The organism is Photobacterium sp. ABD4_091, assembly GCF_056160145.1.
Map to the genome: position 1 here is coordinate 1,166,074 of NZ_JBSWWQ010000002.1, position 16,455 is coordinate 1,182,528.

The 16,455-nt window shown below is 47.4% G+C and carries 14 protein-coding genes; 10 read left to right on the forward strand and 4 right to left on the reverse strand.

All coding sequences use genetic code 11. From position 1 onward, the window contains the following. Positions 1–60 precede the first annotated feature (60 nt). From ACXAGQ_RS19715 to lhgO, 3 genes are all read left to right on the forward strand, one after another. Positions 61–483: a DUF3010 family protein gene (locus ACXAGQ_RS19715; RefSeq protein WP_475256150.1), complete on the forward strand. Its 423-nt coding sequence runs from the start codon at positions 61–63 to the stop codon at positions 481–483. A gap of 351 nt (positions 484–834) precedes the next feature. Beyond that, positions 835–1,755, forward strand: coding sequence for a hypothetical protein (locus ACXAGQ_RS19720; protein WP_475256152.1), 921 nt, complete (start codon positions 835–837; stop codon positions 1,753–1,755). Positions 1,756–2,357: 602 nt separating this feature from the next. Further along, positions 2,358–3,566: an L-2-hydroxyglutarate oxidase gene (gene lhgO / locus ACXAGQ_RS19725; RefSeq protein ID WP_475256154.1), complete on the forward strand. Its 1,209-nt coding sequence runs from the start codon at positions 2,358–2,360 to the stop codon at positions 3,564–3,566. Here lhgO and ACXAGQ_RS19730 read toward each other — a convergent pair. Then, positions 3,561–3,752 (reverse strand): hypothetical protein, encoded by a 192-nt coding sequence (locus ACXAGQ_RS19730; protein WP_475256156.1) that lies wholly within the window; start codon positions 3,750–3,752, stop codon positions 3,561–3,563. The genes lhgO and ACXAGQ_RS19730 overlap by 6 nt on opposite strands. 171 nt (positions 3,753–3,923) lie before the next feature. Here ACXAGQ_RS19730 and ACXAGQ_RS19735 point away from each other — a divergent pair, with 171 nt between their 5' ends. Continuing rightward, complete coding sequence (locus ACXAGQ_RS19735) at positions 3,924–4,820, forward strand: AraC family transcriptional regulator (protein WP_475256157.1); 897 nt, start codon at positions 3,924–3,926, stop codon at positions 4,818–4,820. Positions 4,821–4,853: 33 nt separating this feature from the next. Here ACXAGQ_RS19735 and modF read toward each other — a convergent pair whose 3' ends face one another. The 3 genes from modF to ACXAGQ_RS19750 all read right to left on the reverse strand — a co-directional run bounded on the left by modF (position 4,854) and on the right by ACXAGQ_RS19750 (position 7,606). Beyond that, positions 4,854–6,362, reverse strand: a complete 1,509-nt coding sequence (gene modF, locus ACXAGQ_RS19740; protein ID WP_475256159.1) for a molybdate ABC transporter ATP-binding protein ModF — start codon at positions 6,360–6,362, stop codon at positions 4,854–4,856. A gap of 111 nt (positions 6,363–6,473) precedes the next feature. After that, a complete protein-coding gene (locus tag ACXAGQ_RS19745) occupies positions 6,474–7,025 on the reverse strand; it encodes a ferredoxin-type protein NapF (protein ID WP_475256160.1) in 552 nt (183 codons plus the stop codon). Continuing rightward, on the reverse strand, positions 7,025–7,606 hold the full coding sequence (locus tag ACXAGQ_RS19750) for a molecular chaperone TorD family protein (protein ID WP_107296232.1): 582 nt from the start codon (positions 7,604–7,606) through the stop codon (positions 7,025–7,027). The genes ACXAGQ_RS19745 and ACXAGQ_RS19750 overlap by 1 nt, the downstream gene beginning before the upstream one ends. Positions 7,607–7,993: 387 nt before the next feature. Between ACXAGQ_RS19750 and ACXAGQ_RS19755 the strand changes: the two genes are divergently transcribed. From ACXAGQ_RS19755 to ACXAGQ_RS19780, 6 genes are all read left to right on the forward strand, one after another. Next, a complete protein-coding gene (locus ACXAGQ_RS19755; RefSeq protein WP_475256161.1) occupies positions 7,994–10,423 on the forward strand; it encodes a DmsA/YnfE/YnfF family dimethyl sulfoxide reductase in 2,430 nt (809 codons plus the stop codon). 10 nt (positions 10,424–10,433) lie between these two features. Continuing rightward, positions 10,434–11,051, forward strand: coding sequence for a DMSO/selenate family reductase complex B subunit (locus tag ACXAGQ_RS19760; RefSeq protein WP_107296230.1), 618 nt, complete (start codon positions 10,434–10,436; stop codon positions 11,049–11,051). A gap of 1 nt (position 11,052) precedes the next feature. Beyond that, positions 11,053–11,898 carry a DmsC/YnfH family molybdoenzyme membrane anchor subunit gene (locus tag ACXAGQ_RS19765; protein WP_475256162.1) on the forward strand — a complete coding sequence of 282 codons (846 nt, stop codon included), beginning with the start codon at positions 11,053–11,055 and terminating at the stop codon, positions 11,896–11,898. A gap of 617 nt (positions 11,899–12,515) precedes the next feature. Next, positions 12,516–14,948, forward strand: a complete 2,433-nt coding sequence (locus ACXAGQ_RS19770) for a DmsA/YnfE/YnfF family dimethyl sulfoxide reductase (protein ID WP_475256163.1) — start codon at positions 12,516–12,518, stop codon at positions 14,946–14,948. Between the two features lie 10 nt (positions 14,949–14,958). Further along, positions 14,959–15,576, forward strand: coding sequence for a DMSO/selenate family reductase complex B subunit (locus tag ACXAGQ_RS19775; RefSeq protein WP_475245037.1), 618 nt, complete (start codon positions 14,959–14,961; stop codon positions 15,574–15,576). 1 nt (position 15,577) lies between these two features. Continuing rightward, complete coding sequence (locus ACXAGQ_RS19780; protein WP_475256164.1) at positions 15,578–16,423, forward strand: dimethyl sulfoxide reductase anchor subunit family protein; 846 nt, start codon at positions 15,578–15,580, stop codon at positions 16,421–16,423. Positions 16,424–16,455 lie beyond the last annotated feature (32 nt).

The window sequence follows — 16,455 nt, forward strand, 5'->3', positions numbered from 1 at the left end:
TCTGGTATTTATTGCTCATTTGCCTAAAATACCCTGCTAACTACATTATTAGGTGTTTACATGAAAATTTGTGCTGTTGAGCTTCGTAGCAACGAGGCGATCATTTGCCTTCTTTCCCAGAGTAACGGTCTTTTCGATCTTCCAGAATGCCGTGCTCAAAAGTTCATCATGCAAGACTCAATGGACAATGAGCAAATGCGTAACTTCCAGCAGACTTTCAAGAAGCTTCTGGATGACTACCAAGTTGATCGTGTTGTGATCCGCACCCGTGAAACTCGTGGTAAATTTGCAGGCAGCGCAATTGGTTTCAAACTTGAAGCCGCTATCCAGCTGATTGAAGGTGTTGAAGTGGACTTCATGACTAGCCAAGAAATCAAGCAAAAGATGAAGCGCAACCCACTGGCTATCGAATTCCGCGCAACTGGCCTTCGTCAGTTCCAGGAAGCTGCTTTCATGACCGGTTACGCATACCTTGGCAAATAACGTCAACGTATAGCGAATTAAAATAGCCAGCATTGCTGGCTTTTTTTGATTAAAATCCATTCAAAGTCAAACTTTTGACACAGATCAGACCTGACAATCCATTACAATTGTAAAAATTGTTTATCAGCGGCTAAATCCTGCACTATTAACCTCTTTACCCAATTTCTAAGCCTCATTCTCCCAACCGCTCTTTACGCATGGACTCACCATATCCAAAGAATGGCGTTAACCCGATACAGTATCAATACAATTCAGGACATATATCCAAACCTCCCCCCACCTATAATCCTGCCCAATCATTACATGGACAGTTATATATCTTTTATCAAACTCAATTTACACGGTCTCATAATGAAAAAAACGATTATCAGCCTTTCTATCATTTCTCTTATCACCGGTTGTGGCGGCGGTGGTGGTGGCAGCTCAACACCAGATGACAAGAAACCAGCGCCAACACCAAAAATTGATTTCCCCCTGAAGGGAGCAACTTTTGATGCCGCTAAGCTCAACAGCACGACAATATCGATCAAAGAATACAACTCATCTTTCATGGAAGATGATGCCTTAGTTGATACCAACTATGAAAAGAGCACGTACCAGCCAATTGAAGACAGCGATATTGCCAAATACGATATCCTCAACATTCTTGCCAACGAAGAAGGTCTAGAAGGCTTCTATGTAGTCAACACTACTGAATTCGAGGATGCAGGGTTAACCCAGCCTAAGGATCAAGACTCCTCCTTTGCAGGCAAAATGGCTAACAAGCACTTTGTTACCTATATCGATGAAGACGCCAGCAAAGATCAGCAACCTTGGGGCCTGCCTGACTTTTTTGCCAACGGTGACTTTGCACTTGCCCAACTAGGCAAGTATCAAGCGACGTTTGTATCAGAACTGTCGGGTTTATCTAAAAATGCCATTCATTACATTCTAGAAGATAACGGTGTAGCGGAAGGTAATGAGAACATTACCCGATGCGATGATTTTAGTATCTCAAGAACCTTCGATTTTACACGCGCTTCAAAAGAGGTGATCACGGTTAAGTCGAAAAAAATCGAGACCATTAAGTTCTATATTCGCGACCGAATCACAGGTATGTGTACTGAAGAAAATGGGCAAACGAATTATCTGTCAGAGATTAGAAACGGCGATCCAACCGGCCTTGAAGTCTGGGTAAACCCATCCCTAGGTATCGTTAAAGGTATTGAGAAAAATGACTCTAAGAAAGAGGCATATTTAGTCGAGCTTGTTGATTTCTCTTTTAACCAATAAGCCATAAAATCCGACACCTTCCCAAGCTTTGCAAAAAGCTTGGGTATCTTTGTTCGCTTTCTTTTTTAAGTTCAACTACGGTAATGCCGCCTCTTCCTTAACTTATACAGCGTCAAAATTAGCAATGCGCTGACGACAACAGAAAGAACAACAAACCCATAGATCAATAGATTGGTACTATTCATCCATCGTAATAAATGAACGGCACCAAAGAAGAAAAGAAAATAGCCACCGATCACGGTGAACAGCTTGTAAAAATCGACCTCACTGACTTTCTTTAGCATCACTGATCGCTCCTATTGCTATATCCAAGCAACCTCACTCAACAGCATTGCTTGGAGTACGTTACAAGTATGGTGCGTCCTGCCGGTTTTGCCTCTACCTTGAATAATTACTTTACTCTCAATCACTTAAATATGATGTGACAGGTGCTTTCCAGATACAAAATCGAACAAATACTCACCAATACACATAGTATTAAAACCTTGCTTTTACATTTCATGCTCTGTGGTCAATCTCGCAGCTTTCGCCTCTTCGTTTACCTATACTCATCAATAAGATAGCGGTTTAAGTTCTAGCGGAATCTCACAAAAGGAACTCTAATGGATAAGGTCTACGATTACATCATCGTCGGTGGTGGTATTGTTGGTATTTCAACAGCTTGGCAACTCAAACAGCGCAAGCCTAATGCATCAATAATCGTCGTAGAAAAAGAAGCGCAGCTAGCATCGCACCAAACTGGTCATAACAGTGGTGTTATCCATGCCGGGGTTTACTATGCACCGGAAAGCTTAAAGGCAACACTCTGCAAAGAGGGAGAAAAAGCGACCAAAGCCTTTTGTAATGAGCATCAAATCCCTTTCGAGCAATGTGGCAAACTGCTAGTCGCCACCAATGAAACCGAATTAGAGAGAATGCAGGCCCTGTATGACCGGTGCCTGGAAAATAGCATTGAAGTGAAGTTGCTAAGCCAAGAACAATTGCGCCAACAGGAGCCCAATATTACCGGCCTTGGGGCAATCCTGGTAACAGCTACAGGCATAGTAGACTACAAAACAATCACGAATAAAATAGCAGAGCTATTCGTCACACTCGGTGGCGAAATTACCAAGCGCACTGAAGTCAAAGCGCTTGAAGAAAAATCAGATAATGTTGTGGTTGATTGCAAAAGTGATGGTCAGCCTTTTCAACTAAAAGGAAGGTTCTTAATAAGCTGTGCTGGCTTGATGGCTGACCGACTTACCCGGATGATGAATATCGATACTAATTTTCAGATCATTCCCTACCGCGGAGAATATTACCGATTAGCGCCACAGCACAACCAGATCGTAAACCATCTGATTTACCCTATTCCTGACCCAGAACTGCCTTTCCTCGGTGTTCATCTTACCCGGATGATTGATGGTACCGTGACCGTTGGCCCAAACGCTGTCCAGGGCTGGAAACGAGAGGGATACAATAAGATCAACTTCAGTGCCAAAGACACTGCCGAGATGCTCACTTTCAAAGGGTTCTGGAAGGTAACAGTCAATAACCTCAAAGCGGGTTTAGCTGAAACCAAAAACTCATGGTGGAAACCGGGTTACCTAAAGCTGGTCAACAAATACTGCCCGCAATTAACAACCGCTGATTTGCAGCCCTACCCTGCTGGGATCCGTGCCCAGGCGGTGCTCAATGATGGCACCCTTGTCCACGACTTCCTGTTTGCAGAAAGCCCGCGCAGCCTCCATGTTTGCAATGCGCCTTCTCCTGCCGCCACTTCTGCTATCCCTATAGGTAAATACATCTGCGACAAAGTACTGAACCTATAACGTATGGTGACGTTTAGCCCGCTGGCGGTAAAGGCTCAATGCCAAGTCTTTTTCATAATCTCTCTTGGTTTTGTAACCCAGAACCTGCCATGAGTATCCTGCTTGGTAGCCACAGATAACCCTTGCCAAGCAGTCTCGGCGTGTTTCAGTAATCAATGTATTAATCTTTTTTTTAAGCTTGTTCATTGTTTTGGCTCCTCGTATGGCTTGCCTCAACAATACGCTTTGGGGAAAGACTGACTTATCCAAAGTTATCAACTATAAGTACTATCCCTTCAAAGCATTCACTTTAGGTATAAATTCAGTACTATATTGATAAAGATTGGTACTTTTCCTTAATACCCGGATTGGCTTTCAATGCAACAAGCAACTATCGAAAGAGTCATGCAACGCCAGGGCTACTCATGGCGTTATCGCAAGATCGAAGAACCACACAAACACTATGAGTGGCACTTCCATCAAGAGTATGAGTTAGTGATTCATCGCCATTTTCGCGGAAAGGCCAGTATTGGCCACTACGAAGGGGAGTTTGGCGATAACAACATGGTTCTGATTGGCCCAGGTCTGCCCCACCGCTTTACCTCAACAGAAACGCAAGACAACCAGCTTTGTGAGACCCATATCATTTGGTTCAAGAAAGAATGGATTGCCAATATGATGTTTAGTTGCGTGGAAATGAGGAAGATCGATTCTTTGCTCAAGCGAGCCGAGAAAGGTATCGAGTTCTCTGACAGCGCTTGCCAAGATGTACTTAAGTTATTGGAAGGTGTGACAAGCCATACCCCAATGGCCCAGCTCGGTATCCTGCTCCAGGTGCTCAGCACTTTGATTGCGGATAAAGAGAGCCATACCCTGCTCTCTTATGCCCCACAGAAACAGCCTGATGGCTCACACAAAGAAAACGTAGCCGAGAAAGCCAATCAAGAGAAGATCGAAAAGGTGTGCCAGTACCTCGAAGAGCACTTCAGCCAAATGGTGACCCTCGCCGATCTCGCCGCGCACATGAATACCAGCGAGAGCAGTGTTCACCGGCTGTTTTCCGTCCACTTCAAAGAAAGCTTTAGCCAGTATTTGAAAAAACTGCGCTTGAACCATGCGGCAGAGTTACTGCAAACCACCAGCCAGCCTATCGGCCTGATTGCTGAAAGCGTAGGCTATCGCAATCAAGTCAATTTCAACCGCCAGTTCAAAGATTATAAGCAGATGACGCCACGCCAGTACCGCAACAGTTATAAAATCAATGCAGCGGTCTGACTTGCGTGCATAGCTATAGGTTGCTGAGGCTAACTATGGGTTACTGTGGCTAACAACAGTTTTGTACCCCGTTTCAGCACAACCGACAAAATCAACAAAGTTGTGGATACTGTCGAGGGCATCTTCCGGGTGATGAGAGACATATAACAACTGGCTGAGGTTGTTGTTAGCAATCATCTCCAATGCATTTTTCACCAATTGGCGATTGAGGAAGTCCAGCCCCTGATAAGGCTCATCAAGGATCAATAGCTTCGGCCGCTTGATCAGCGCACGGGCCACCAGCAGCAAGCGTTGCTGGCCATATTCCAACTGCTTGAAAGATGTCTTGGCAAGATGTTCCATATACAGCAGCTTCAGCCAGTCTCTGGCCTGCTTGATTTCATCCATGCTTGGCTGCTGGTATAAACCGATAGAATCATAGAAGCCAGATAGAATAGTATCCAATGCCGAACAAGATACCCGGTATTGCAGGTGGAGTGCCGAAGACACCATACCAATATGCTTTTTGATATCCCAAATGCTCTCGCCACTGCCCCGCTTGATGCCGAAAATATCAATATCATTGCTGTAGCACTGGGGATGATCACCAAATATCAGCCCTAGTAGCGTACTCTTGCCACACCCGTTTGGTCCTCTTACCTGCCAATGCTGGCGGTTATTGATTTGCCAATTCACACCGTCAAAAATAAGCTTATCGGTATACTCAACTTTGCCATTACGTATAGCTACTAAGGGATCGGGTATGTCGGTTTGATGCTGGTACTGTTGGATCAACGCTAGCATGGCTTCGCTACGTTCCGCCGATTGTGCCCGGAGGTGAGCAAGCAGCGGCAAGGATTCCCACTCTTTGCGTGAATATCTCCCTGTCAGCTTCTCCTCATCGAAAACACCGACATGTGTAATACTGTCTGGCAACGCCTGTTCACGCGATGTGATCAGAATAACTTGGACATCATTTTGCAGCTGATTAATCAGCGTAATGAGCTGGGCTTGATGGGTAATATCTAAGCCAGCGAGCGGATCATCTAAGATCAACAGATCTGGTTGTTCGGCCAGTGCTCTGGCCAACATGACGCGGCGAGTCTCGCCCGTAGACAGGTTTCTGAACCCACTATTTCTGAGGCTCTGAAGATCAAACAGAGTGATAAGCTCTTCAACATAGTCCCGACTTTTACATTTAGCGGCAATTAAATGTTCGACACTTGTCCCTTTATCCAACCTGTCGAGAAAATCAGTATCATCCTTCGCTAGCTCTTCCTCTAGTAATGCTTGTTGCTCAGCAAGGGAAACCAAGCTTATTTTCTCAGGCAGGCCAGATATCTCGCCGTCGAGTTGCAGTTCTTCCTTCGGCTTACTTTTTAGCTGTTCTTTGTCATTAGTTAAGAGTTGGGCGAACACTGAGCCCGCATCGCCTTTGGCGCAGAAGAAAGCCCAGTGCTGTTCTGGCTGAATATCCAACTTGGGAATGGATAAGCGGATAGCCGGCTTCGGACTATTCGTTTGGCTGCTATAGAGTTTGATTTGTTGTAGCTGGATAGACATTGGCTCCATTCCCTGTAAGGCCGCTGGGTAATAACAGATACCTTACATGGAACACGTGAAGCCAATCAAATAATGTTGCTGTGACAAAAAAACTTTCGTGGCAAGAAAGCTTTAGGCTTTAGGAAAAGCCATGGTGATAGCGCCGGTATAACATGCTGTGCGGCACTGACCACACCCATCACAAGATTCCGCATTAACAACAGGAACCTGCCCCTGCTCAATAGTGATAGCATCGTGTGGACACTGCTCTGCACACATTTCGCAATAGCCTGACAAGCGGTTGCTACAACGGGTAGCGAATTCAGGCCTGACACCAATATCAGTTACCTCAGATGAAAGCGCCTGTGTTGGGCAGGCTTTCTGGCATTCACCACACTGGCTGCAATCGTTATATTCAAGGTTTAACTGCGGTAACCCCTCCGGGCGCTCAATCACCTGCTGAGGACAAGCCTTTTCACAGGCATCACATGACTGGCAGACTTGAAGAAACAAGGCCTCTTCAATCGCACCCGGAGGACGAGGCACCGTGCGAACGATTGCCGGGGCTTGCGCCTCTTTTTTTACGCGGTTTGCCCCGGAGAATAAGCCACGTAGCAAACCGCGTCGGCTTACCGTGTAATGCTCCATGCAAGCTTTGTAATATCGTTCGTCACGTTCAATCATTAGAAGTAAACCTTTTTCTCCACGGCCGTTACCGCAAGTTCTTCAGCAATAAAGGCCAGCCATTGCTCTGCCATCGCACCAAGCAACTGATAAGACTGAGTGTTGGCGTTTTTCTGCATAAGCTCAAGATATCTTGGCGCCCATGGTAGTAAGTGAACGGATAACAGAGCCTTAATCGCTTCGCTATCTTCGGCCTCTGCCAGTTTTGACATTGCCATTAACATCAAACCGAACTGATCTTCCGGCTCGCGCATGCCCGTATCTAGCGACATTTCCTTATCGGCAAGGAAGCGGCGGTAAGCAACGGTGGTTTCACCAAAGATCACTTGCTCTTTATCAAGGTATACCGAACCCCATGGCGGCGCAGGCATCACTTCGCAGCCTTCAAACAACTGCTGGAAGTCCATTGCAAGATCATCAGCCCCATCCGCTTCAACAGCTTTAAGCAATTCTGCAAACGGAGAGTCCTCTTGATCTTCACTATCAGCAATCATCTGACAGACTTGTCGGTTCGTTTCGTGGGTCAGTGGATAATAAAAAAAGCTACCCAGAATACGAGCGATTGTTGAAATGTGCTCCATGGTCACATCCGCCTCCAAAAATATGTAATATCATGCAATAAGTTTTCATGATGCCAGTGGAATAACAGCTAAATTAGGTTATTCATTAACATTTTCCTAAGCACGATAACCGATAACTAACACGGAAAACATGCTTTAGGACAATATTTACCGCTTTAAATTGTTGATAGTAAATGATAACCACTATCAACACCCTCAATTTAGTAATATCTTGTTACACGTATTAATCCCCACATTCACATTGTTACAAATACATAAATATTCAAAATAATTCCCCGCCTTTTATTGATCGACGGCAAAGTTAAACGCTCAAGCTGACGGAAAATGCGTGTCAGAAACCTACCCACTAAGTGTAGGACTGTTAGTCAATACCGAGAATGTCGTGTCATGAAATCACAACTCAAAAAGCTATTGGCACCTAAATTCACCCGCCGAGACTTTGTTAAGTCAAGCTCAGCGTTAGGTGGATTAGCTGCAGTTGCAGGCAGTGTTTCCCTGCCATTTAAATCAAGTAAAGTCGAAGCCGCTACTACAACCGACGAAAAAGTTGTTTGGAGTGCGTGTACCGTTAACTGTGGTAGCCGTTGCCCGCTACGCATGCATGTTTCTGACGGTGAGATCAAATGGGTTGAGACCGATAACACCGGTGACGACCAATACGGCAACCACCAAATCCGTGCTTGTCTGCGTGGCCGCTCTATGCGCCGCCGCGTCTACAACCCTGACCGCTTGAAGTACCCAATGAAGCGTGTCGGCAAGCGTGGTGAAGGCAAGTTCAAGCGTATCAGCTGGGATGAAGCCTTTGACGAGATCACCAACAACCTTAACCGTATCCGCAAAGACTACGGTAGCGAAGCGGTATACCTTAACTACGGTACAGGTACCCTTGGCGGTACAGTCACCAAATCATGGCCACCAGGTGCTACGCTAATTGCGCGCCTTATGAACCTGAGCGGCGGTTACCTAAACCACTACGGTGACTACTCAACTGCACAGATTGCTGCTGGTATGCCTTATACCTACGGTAACGGTGCCAATAACTCATTCTCAGATGTTGAAAACACCAAACTGATCGTTCAGTTCGGTAACAACCCTGCCGAAACCCGCATGTCAGGCGGTGGCCAGATCCACCACTTGATGGAAGGTAAAGCCCGTTCTAACGCCAAAATGATCGTTATCGATCCTCGCTACACCGATACTGCCGGTGGCCGTGAAGACCAGTGGATCCCAATCCGTCCGGGTACGGATGCAGCACTTGTTGCGGGTATGGCGCACGTAATGATCACCGAGAACTTGGTTGATCAGCCATTCCTAGACAAATACTGTGTTGGTTACGACGAGAAGACGCTACCTGCTTCTGCGCCTGCGAACTCTGACTACAAGTCATACATTCTTGGCCGTGGCGAAGACCAGACTGAGAAGTCACCAGCTTGGGCAGCAGACATTACTGGTATCCCTGCCGATATCATCATCAAGCTTGCGCGTGAAATTGGTTCAACCAAGCCATGTGCCATCTTCCAAGGCTGGGGCCCACAGCGTCACGCTAACGGTGAGTTGGCGGCACGTTCAATTGCGATGCTGGCAATCCTAACTGGTAACGTCGGTGTAAGCGGTGGTGGTACTGGTTCTCGTGAAGGTAACCAGGCAATCCCATTTGTTCGCTTCCCTATCCCTGAGAACCCGGTGAAAACCGCTATCTCTATGTTCCTGTGGACAGATGCCATTACCCGTGCAACGGAAATGACAGCAAAAGCTGATGGTGTTCGCGGTAAAGACAAGCTTGACGTGCCAATCAAGTTCATCTGGAACTACGCAGGTAACTGTCTGATCAACCAGCACTCAGACATCAACCGTACTCACGACATCCTACAAGATGACAAAGCGTGTGAAATGATCGTTGTGGTTGATAACCACATGACATCTTCTGCTAAGTACGCCGATATTGTTCTGCCAGACCTGACAACTTCTGAGCAATCAGATTTCTGTATGGATGGTGCAGCAGCCAACATGCCTTATTTCATCTTTGCTAGCCAAGCGATTGAGCCGGTATTTGAAGCACGTAGCATTTACGATATCTGTACTGAGCTAGCTAAACGCCTTGGTATTGAAAAAGAGTTCACTGAAGGCCGTGATCAGGAAGGTTGGCTACGCCACCTATACGCACAGACCCGTGAGCTTGACCCAACACTGCCAGGCTTTGATGCAATGCGTGAGCAAGGTATCTACAAGCGTAAAGCTGAGCACTTTATTGCCCACGAAGACTTCCGCAAAGATCCTGAAAACAACCCACTGGCTACGCCATCGGGCAAAATCGAGATCTACTCTGAGCGTCTTGCCAACATTGCGGCTGAATGGGAACTGCCTGAAGGCGATGTGATCCACCCGCTTCCGGTATACGCGTCAACCTTCAACGGTTGGGACGATCCTAAGCGTAAGGACTACCCATTACAGCTTACTGGTTTCCACTACAAGTCTCGTACCCACTCGACTTACGGTAACGTTGAGCAGCTAAAAGAAGCTGCGCCACAGCAGATGTGGATGAGCCCGATGGATGCAGATCAGCGCGGCATCAAGAATGATGACCAAATCCGTATCTTCAATGAGCACGGTGAAATTCACCTTACAGCCAAAGTAACCCCTCGCATGATGCCAGGTGTTGTAGCGCTGGGTGAAGGTGCATGGTACGCACCGGATAAGAAAGGTGTTGACCACGGCGGTAGCATTAACGTACTGACTACCCAGCGCCCTAGCCCGCTGGCAAAAGGTAACCCGCAACACACCAACCTAGTCGACGTGCAACTGCTGAAAAAAGCATAAGGTTTAAACCATGAAACAATACGGTTTTTATATTGATTCAAGCAAATGCACCGGCTGTAAGACCTGTCAGCTGTCGTGCAAAGATAACAAGGACTCAGACATCGGCGTTAACTACCGCCGCGTTTATGAGTACACCGGTGGTAACTGGGTAAAAGAAGGCGAGACTTTCCGTCAGGACGTATTCTCCTACTACCTGTCAATTGCCTGTAACCACTGTGATGAGCCAGCCTGTGCCAAGGTTTGTCCATCAGGTGCCATGCACAAGCGTAAAGAAGACGGCTTGGTTATCGTTGATACCGATACTTGTATCGGCTGTCAGTACTGTTCAATGGCTTGTCCTTACGGCGCGCCTCAGTACAACGCAGAAAAAGGTCACATGACCAAGTGTGATGGCTGTTACGAGCGTGTTGGCCAGGGCCTTGAGCCAATCTGTGTCGGCTCTTGCCCACTGCGTGCACTTGAGTTTGGTCCAATCGATGAGCTACGTGCAAAATACGGCACCAACGCCGATGTTGCACCGCTACCTTCGTCGCTGAAGACCAAACCAAATCTAGTCATCAAAGCAAACCGCCATGCTCGCCCAACAGGCGATCGCACCGGTTTCCTAGCAAACCCTAAGGAGGTATAAGATGGCTTGGCATGAGTGGCCTCTGATCCTATTTACAGTATTGGCACAAACTGCTGTTGGTGCTTTCATCCTGCTTGGTGCAGTGATCCTGAGCGGCAAATTGTGTATTGGCGTCAATGATCGCCTGCACAAAGCGATGTTCTTCATCTGGGTGCTAATGGGCCTTGGCTTCATGGCTTCAACCATGCACCTAGGTAGCCCACTACGTGCATTCAATGCGCTGAACAATGTGGGTAGCTCTTGGTTGTCTAACGAGATCTTCACCGGTAGTGCCTTCTTTGGCCTAGGTGGTGTTTACTGGCTGCTTGAAATGCTGGACAAGGGCAGCGAGAAAATCCGTAAAGCCCTGCTTGTAGCCGGTATGGTGGTTGGCCTGAGCTTTATGTTCTCAATGACCAAACTGTACCTACTGGACACAGTACCGACGTGGAACACGGTTTACACACCTATCGCCTTCCTGAGCACTATGGTGATTTCTGGCCTTATCTTTGGTCACCTGCTACTAACTGGTGCCCAGCATAAGATGGCTGGCCTAGACCGAGTATTGCCATACGTAGGTGCAATCGCTGTTGTCGTTAGCTTGGTTGCTCTTGTTAGCCAGCTAATTGGCCTGGCTGATATCCAAACATCAGTGATCACAGCAGCAGAGCTGATTCCGAACATGGCGCAACTGCAGATCATCCGTATTGGTCTTCTGCTTGCAGCCCTAGCGGTATGGTTCATTCCTAACCTGATGAACAGCCGTCCAGCGATGCCTGTTATGGGCGTGAGCTTTGCGCTGGTACTGCTTTCAGAGCTAGTTGGCCGTGGCGTGTTCTATGGCCTACACATGACCGTCGGTCTGTAATATTTAGCTGACGTCAAATAGATCAAAGGGAGAAATGGCCATTGCCGTTTCTCCCTTTTTGCATCTTGCTTGCATTTTGTTTTCAGTCTGCACACCTAGCGATTACGGAATGTAGACTAGCAACTCAAGCAGATCATCCCAATTCCCTGCCAGAAACCAAGTCGCAAAAAATACGCCGAGTCCAAACTTCAGGCATAGAAGAAACATCCCTATCTTCGTCTTCACGGAATCAAAGTTAGCCATCGTCATCTTAAAACCACCAGCCTCTTGAACAAACAAGGCGAAGTCTCTCAATGATCATGCTCATGAGGCAATGGTGAACCGTCTGTTTTTATATTTTTTTAGATATAACTAACCGTCAAACCATAATCATGACAAACACAACCAAAATAAGAATAAATATCATTACATAACGCACTGATATGTAAGACGTAATTCACACTCTACATTTTTGTATGATGAATATCACAACCCGTTACATTTTATGCCGCTATCGCATTTATATGCGCCGTTTATTGATAGAAAACAAAGCTAGCCTAATACGACCAGTCGATTATCTCAAAAGAACTCTACCTCTAAAGTAGTGTGAATAACGAAAATCAAGAGAATGTCGTGCTATGAAAAATACAATTAAGCAGCTCTTCTCCCCTAACTTCAGTCGTCGTGATTTCATGAAATCCACGTCTGCGGTAGGCGGGTTAGCAGCCGTTGCCGGTAGTATTTCCCTACCCTTTAAGTCATCCCCTGTTGCTGCGGCAACAACTCCTTCCGAAGAAAAAATTGTCTGGAGCGCCTGTACTGTAAACTGCGGCAGCCGGTGTCCGCTGCGGATGCACGTTGCCGACGGCGAGATCAAATGGGTTGAAACCGACAATACCGGTGATGATGAATACGGTAACCACCAGGTTCGAGCCTGTTTACGTGGTCGCTCTATGCGCCGCCGGGTATACAATCCTGATCGCCTAAAGTACCCAATGAAACGGGTTGGCAAACGTGGTGAAGGCAAATTCAAGCGTATCAGTTGGGATGAGGCCTTTGACGAAATTGCCAATAATTTAATGCGGATCCGTAAAGATTATGGCAACGAGGCCATTTACCTCCAATACGGTACGGGTACCTTAGGTGGCACAGTCACCAAGTCTTGGCCTCCTGGCTCAAGCCTTCTTGCTCGCCTAATGAATCTAAGTGGCGGCTACTTGAACCACTATGGCACCTACTCTACAGCACAAATCTCCGCAGGTTTACCTTACACCTTTGGAAGCGGTGCGAATAACTCTTTTTCAGATATCGAAAACACTAAACTCATTGTTCAGTTTGGTAACAACCCAGCGGAAACCCGCATGTCTGGTGGTGGCCAAATACACCACTTAACAGAGTCTAAAAACCGCTCAAACGCCAAGATGATTGTCATCGATCCTCGCTATACCGACACTGCTGGCGGTCGTGAAGATCAGTGGATCCCAATCCGCCCGGGTACTGATGCCGCGCTTGTCGCCGGTATGGCCCACGTCATGATCAAAGAAGATCTGGTCGACCAGCCATTTCTCGATAAGTATTGTGTTGGCTACGATGAAAAAACATTGCCGGCCTCGGCACCAGCCAACTCTGACTACAAGTCCTACATCTTAGGGCGTGATGTTGATGGTATTGAAAAAACACCAGCCTGGGCTGCTAACATTACCGGTATACCAGCAGATGTCATCATAAAACTATCCCGTGAAATTGCCTCGACTAAGCCATGCGCAATTTTTCAAGGGTGGGGGCCACAGCGTCATGCTAACGGTGAGCTTACGGCACGCGCTATTTCGATGCTCTCAATTTTGACGGGTAACGTCGGTATTGCTGGCGGTGGTACAGGGGCGCGTGAAGGCAACACGTCTATTCCTTTCGTTCGCTTCCCTATTCCAGAGAATCCAGTCAAAACGTCAATATCATTCTTCTTATGGACCGATGCCATCTTCAGAGGCACAGAGATGACCGCAAAAGCAGATGGTGTTCGCGGTAAAGACAAACTCGATGTGCCAATCAAGTTCATCTGGAACTATGCGGGCAATAGCATGGTGAACCAGCATTCTGACATCAACCGCACCCATGAAATCCTGCAGGATGATAAAGCCTGTGAGATGATTGTCGTTATCGACAACCACATGACCTCATCAGCCAAATATGCAGACATCGTGCTTCCGGATCTCACCACTTCCGAGCAATCAGATTTCTGTATGGACGGGGCTGCGGCAAATATGCCGTACTTCATCTTTGCTAGCCAAGCGATCTCCCCTGTCTTTGAAGCACGCAGCATCTACGACATTTGTACTGAAGTCGCCAAGCGACTTGGTATTGAGAAAGAATTTACGGAAGGTCGGGATCAAGAAGGCTGGTTACGCCACCTATACGCAGAAACGCGCAAGGCAGACCCAAGCCTACCAGACTTTGAGGCTATGCGTGAAAAGGGAATCTACAAACGTAAGACAGAACATTTCGTTGCCCACGAAAGTTTCCGAAAGGATCCTGACAGTAACCCTCTGGCAACCCCATCAGGCAAAATTGAAATCTATTCAGAGCGCTTAGCCAATATCGCTGCCGAGTGGGATCTGCCTGAAGATGATGTTATCCACCCATTACCCGTCTATGCCTCCACCCATGACGGCTGGGATGATCCTAAACGCAGTCAATACCCACTACAGCTCACAGGTTTCCACTACAAGTCTCGTACCCACTCTACCTACGGTAATGTGAAACAAATAATGGAAGCCGCACCGCAGCAGATTTGGCTTAACCCTATGGATGCCCAGCAACGCGGAATTAAGCACGATGATCCAGTTCGTATCTTCAACGAACGAGGCGAGATACACCTCACCGCTAAAGTCACTCCAAGAATGATGCCTGGCGTCACAGCCCTTGGCGAGGGTGCTTGGTATGCACCGGATAAGAACGGTGTAGATCATGGCGGTAGCATGAACGTGCTGACAACCCTAAGACCAAGCCCATTGGCCAAAGGGAACCCACAGCATACCAACCTCATCGACGTGCAACTGCTGAAAAAAGCATAAGGTTTAAACCATGAAACAATACGGTTTTTATATTGATTCAAGCAAATGCACCGGCTGTAAAACCTGTCAGCTATCGTGCAAGGACAACAAAGATTCAGACATCGGCGTGAATTACCGCCGTGTCTACGAGTACACCGGCGGCAATTGGGTCAAAGAAGGCGAAACCTTCCGCCAGGATGTGTTCTCCTACTACCTATCTATCGCCTGTAACCATTGTGATGAGCCAGCCTGTGCCAAAGTTTGCCCATCGGGCGCCATGCACAAGCGCAAAGAAGATGGCCTGGTTATCGTTGATACCGATACCTGTATTGGCTGCCAGTACTGTTCAATGGCTTGTCCTTACGGCGCCCCTCAATACGATGCCGACAAAGGCCACATGACCAAATGTGATGGTTGTTACGAACGTGTCGGTCAGGGCCTTGAGCCTATCTGTGTCGGCTCTTGCCCACTGCGTGCTTTGGAATTTGGTCCTATCGATGAGCTACGCAAGAAATACGGTACCAATGCTGATGTCGCCCCACTGCCTTCATCGCTAAAAACAAAACCAAACATTGTCATTAAACCAAATCGTCACGCCCGCCCAACCGGCGATCGCAGCGGTTTCCTAGCAAACCCTAAGGAGGTATAAGATGGCTTGGCATGAATGGCCCCTGATCCTATTTACCGTGCTGGCACAAACTGCCGTAGGCGCCTACTTGTTACTCGGTGGCGTGATCTTGAAAGGCAATCTGTGTGTGGGCGTTAGCGACCGCCTGCACAAGGCGATGTTCATCCTGTGGGTATTAATGGGGCTGGGTTTCGCGGCTTCTACTATGCACCTAGGTAGCCCGCTGCGTGCTTTTAACGCCCTCAATCAGGTGGGTAGCTCTTGGCTATCCAATGAAATATTCACCGGCAGCGTATTCTTTGCCCTTGGTGGTGGTTACTGGTTGTTAGAGGTGTTAGACAAAGGCAACGAAGCGCTGCGCAAACTGCTACTTGCATCCGGTATGCTGGTGGGTATCGCCTTTATGTACTCCATGATCAAACTGTACCTGCTTGATACGGTACCGACTTGGAATACTGTTTATACCCCGATTGCCTTTGTAATGACGATGCTGACATCTGGCCTGATCTTCGGCCATTTGTTACTTACAGGCTCACAGCACAAGATGGCAACCCTAGATCGCATCTTGCCATTTGTTGGCTCGTTAGCGGTAGCAATTAGCCTGACAGCCTTAGTCAGCCAGCTTATCGGTCTGGGAGATATCCAAACCTCAGTTACTACGGCTGCTGAGCTAATCCCTAATATGGTTCAATTGCAGGTTATCCGTGTCGGGCTATTGCTCGGTGCTCTAGCAGTGTGGTTCATCCCAAACCTGATGAACAGCCGCCCTGGTGTTCCTGTTATGGTGTTGAGCTTTGGCTTGGTACTGCTATCAGAATTGGTTGGCCGCGGAATTTTCTACGGCTTGCACATGACGGTGGGTATTTAAGCTCAATCTCTAGTTTCAACAAAACAAAACGG

Excerpts from the sequence above, each read along its gene's own strand:
- ACXAGQ_RS19715 (WP_475256150.1), top strand. The coding sequence starts at position 61 with ATGAAAATTTGTGCTGTTGAGCTTCGTAGCAACGAGGCGATCATTTGC.
- ACXAGQ_RS19720 (WP_475256152.1), top strand. The coding sequence starts at position 835 with ATGAAAAAAACGATTATCAGCCTTTCTATCATTTCTCTTATCACCGGT.
- lhgO (WP_475256154.1), top strand. The coding sequence starts at position 2,358 with ATGGATAAGGTCTACGATTACATCATCGTCGGTGGTGGTATTGTTGGT.
- ACXAGQ_RS19730 (WP_475256156.1), bottom strand. The coding sequence starts at position 3,752 with ATGAACAAGCTTAAAAAAAAGATTAATACATTGATTACTGAAACACGC.
- ACXAGQ_RS19735 (WP_475256157.1), top strand. The coding sequence starts at position 3,924 with ATGCAACAAGCAACTATCGAAAGAGTCATGCAACGCCAGGGCTACTCA.
- modF (WP_475256159.1), bottom strand. The coding sequence starts at position 6,362 with ATGTCTATCCAGCTACAACAAATCAAACTCTATAGCAGCCAAACGAAT.
- ACXAGQ_RS19745 (WP_475256160.1), bottom strand. The coding sequence starts at position 7,025 with ATGATTGAACGTGACGAACGATATTACAAAGCTTGCATGGAGCATTAC.
- ACXAGQ_RS19750 (WP_107296232.1), bottom strand. The coding sequence starts at position 7,606 with ATGGAGCACATTTCAACAATCGCTCGTATTCTGGGTAGCTTTTTTTAT.
- ACXAGQ_RS19755 (WP_475256161.1), top strand. The coding sequence starts at position 7,994 with ATGAAATCACAACTCAAAAAGCTATTGGCACCTAAATTCACCCGCCGA.
- ACXAGQ_RS19760 (WP_107296230.1), top strand. The coding sequence starts at position 10,434 with ATGAAACAATACGGTTTTTATATTGATTCAAGCAAATGCACCGGCTGT.
- ACXAGQ_RS19765 (WP_475256162.1), top strand. The coding sequence starts at position 11,053 with ATGGCTTGGCATGAGTGGCCTCTGATCCTATTTACAGTATTGGCACAA.
- ACXAGQ_RS19770 (WP_475256163.1), top strand. The coding sequence starts at position 12,516 with ATGAAAAATACAATTAAGCAGCTCTTCTCCCCTAACTTCAGTCGTCGT.
- ACXAGQ_RS19775 (WP_475245037.1), top strand. The coding sequence starts at position 14,959 with ATGAAACAATACGGTTTTTATATTGATTCAAGCAAATGCACCGGCTGT.
- ACXAGQ_RS19780 (WP_475256164.1), top strand. The coding sequence starts at position 15,578 with ATGGCTTGGCATGAATGGCCCCTGATCCTATTTACCGTGCTGGCACAA.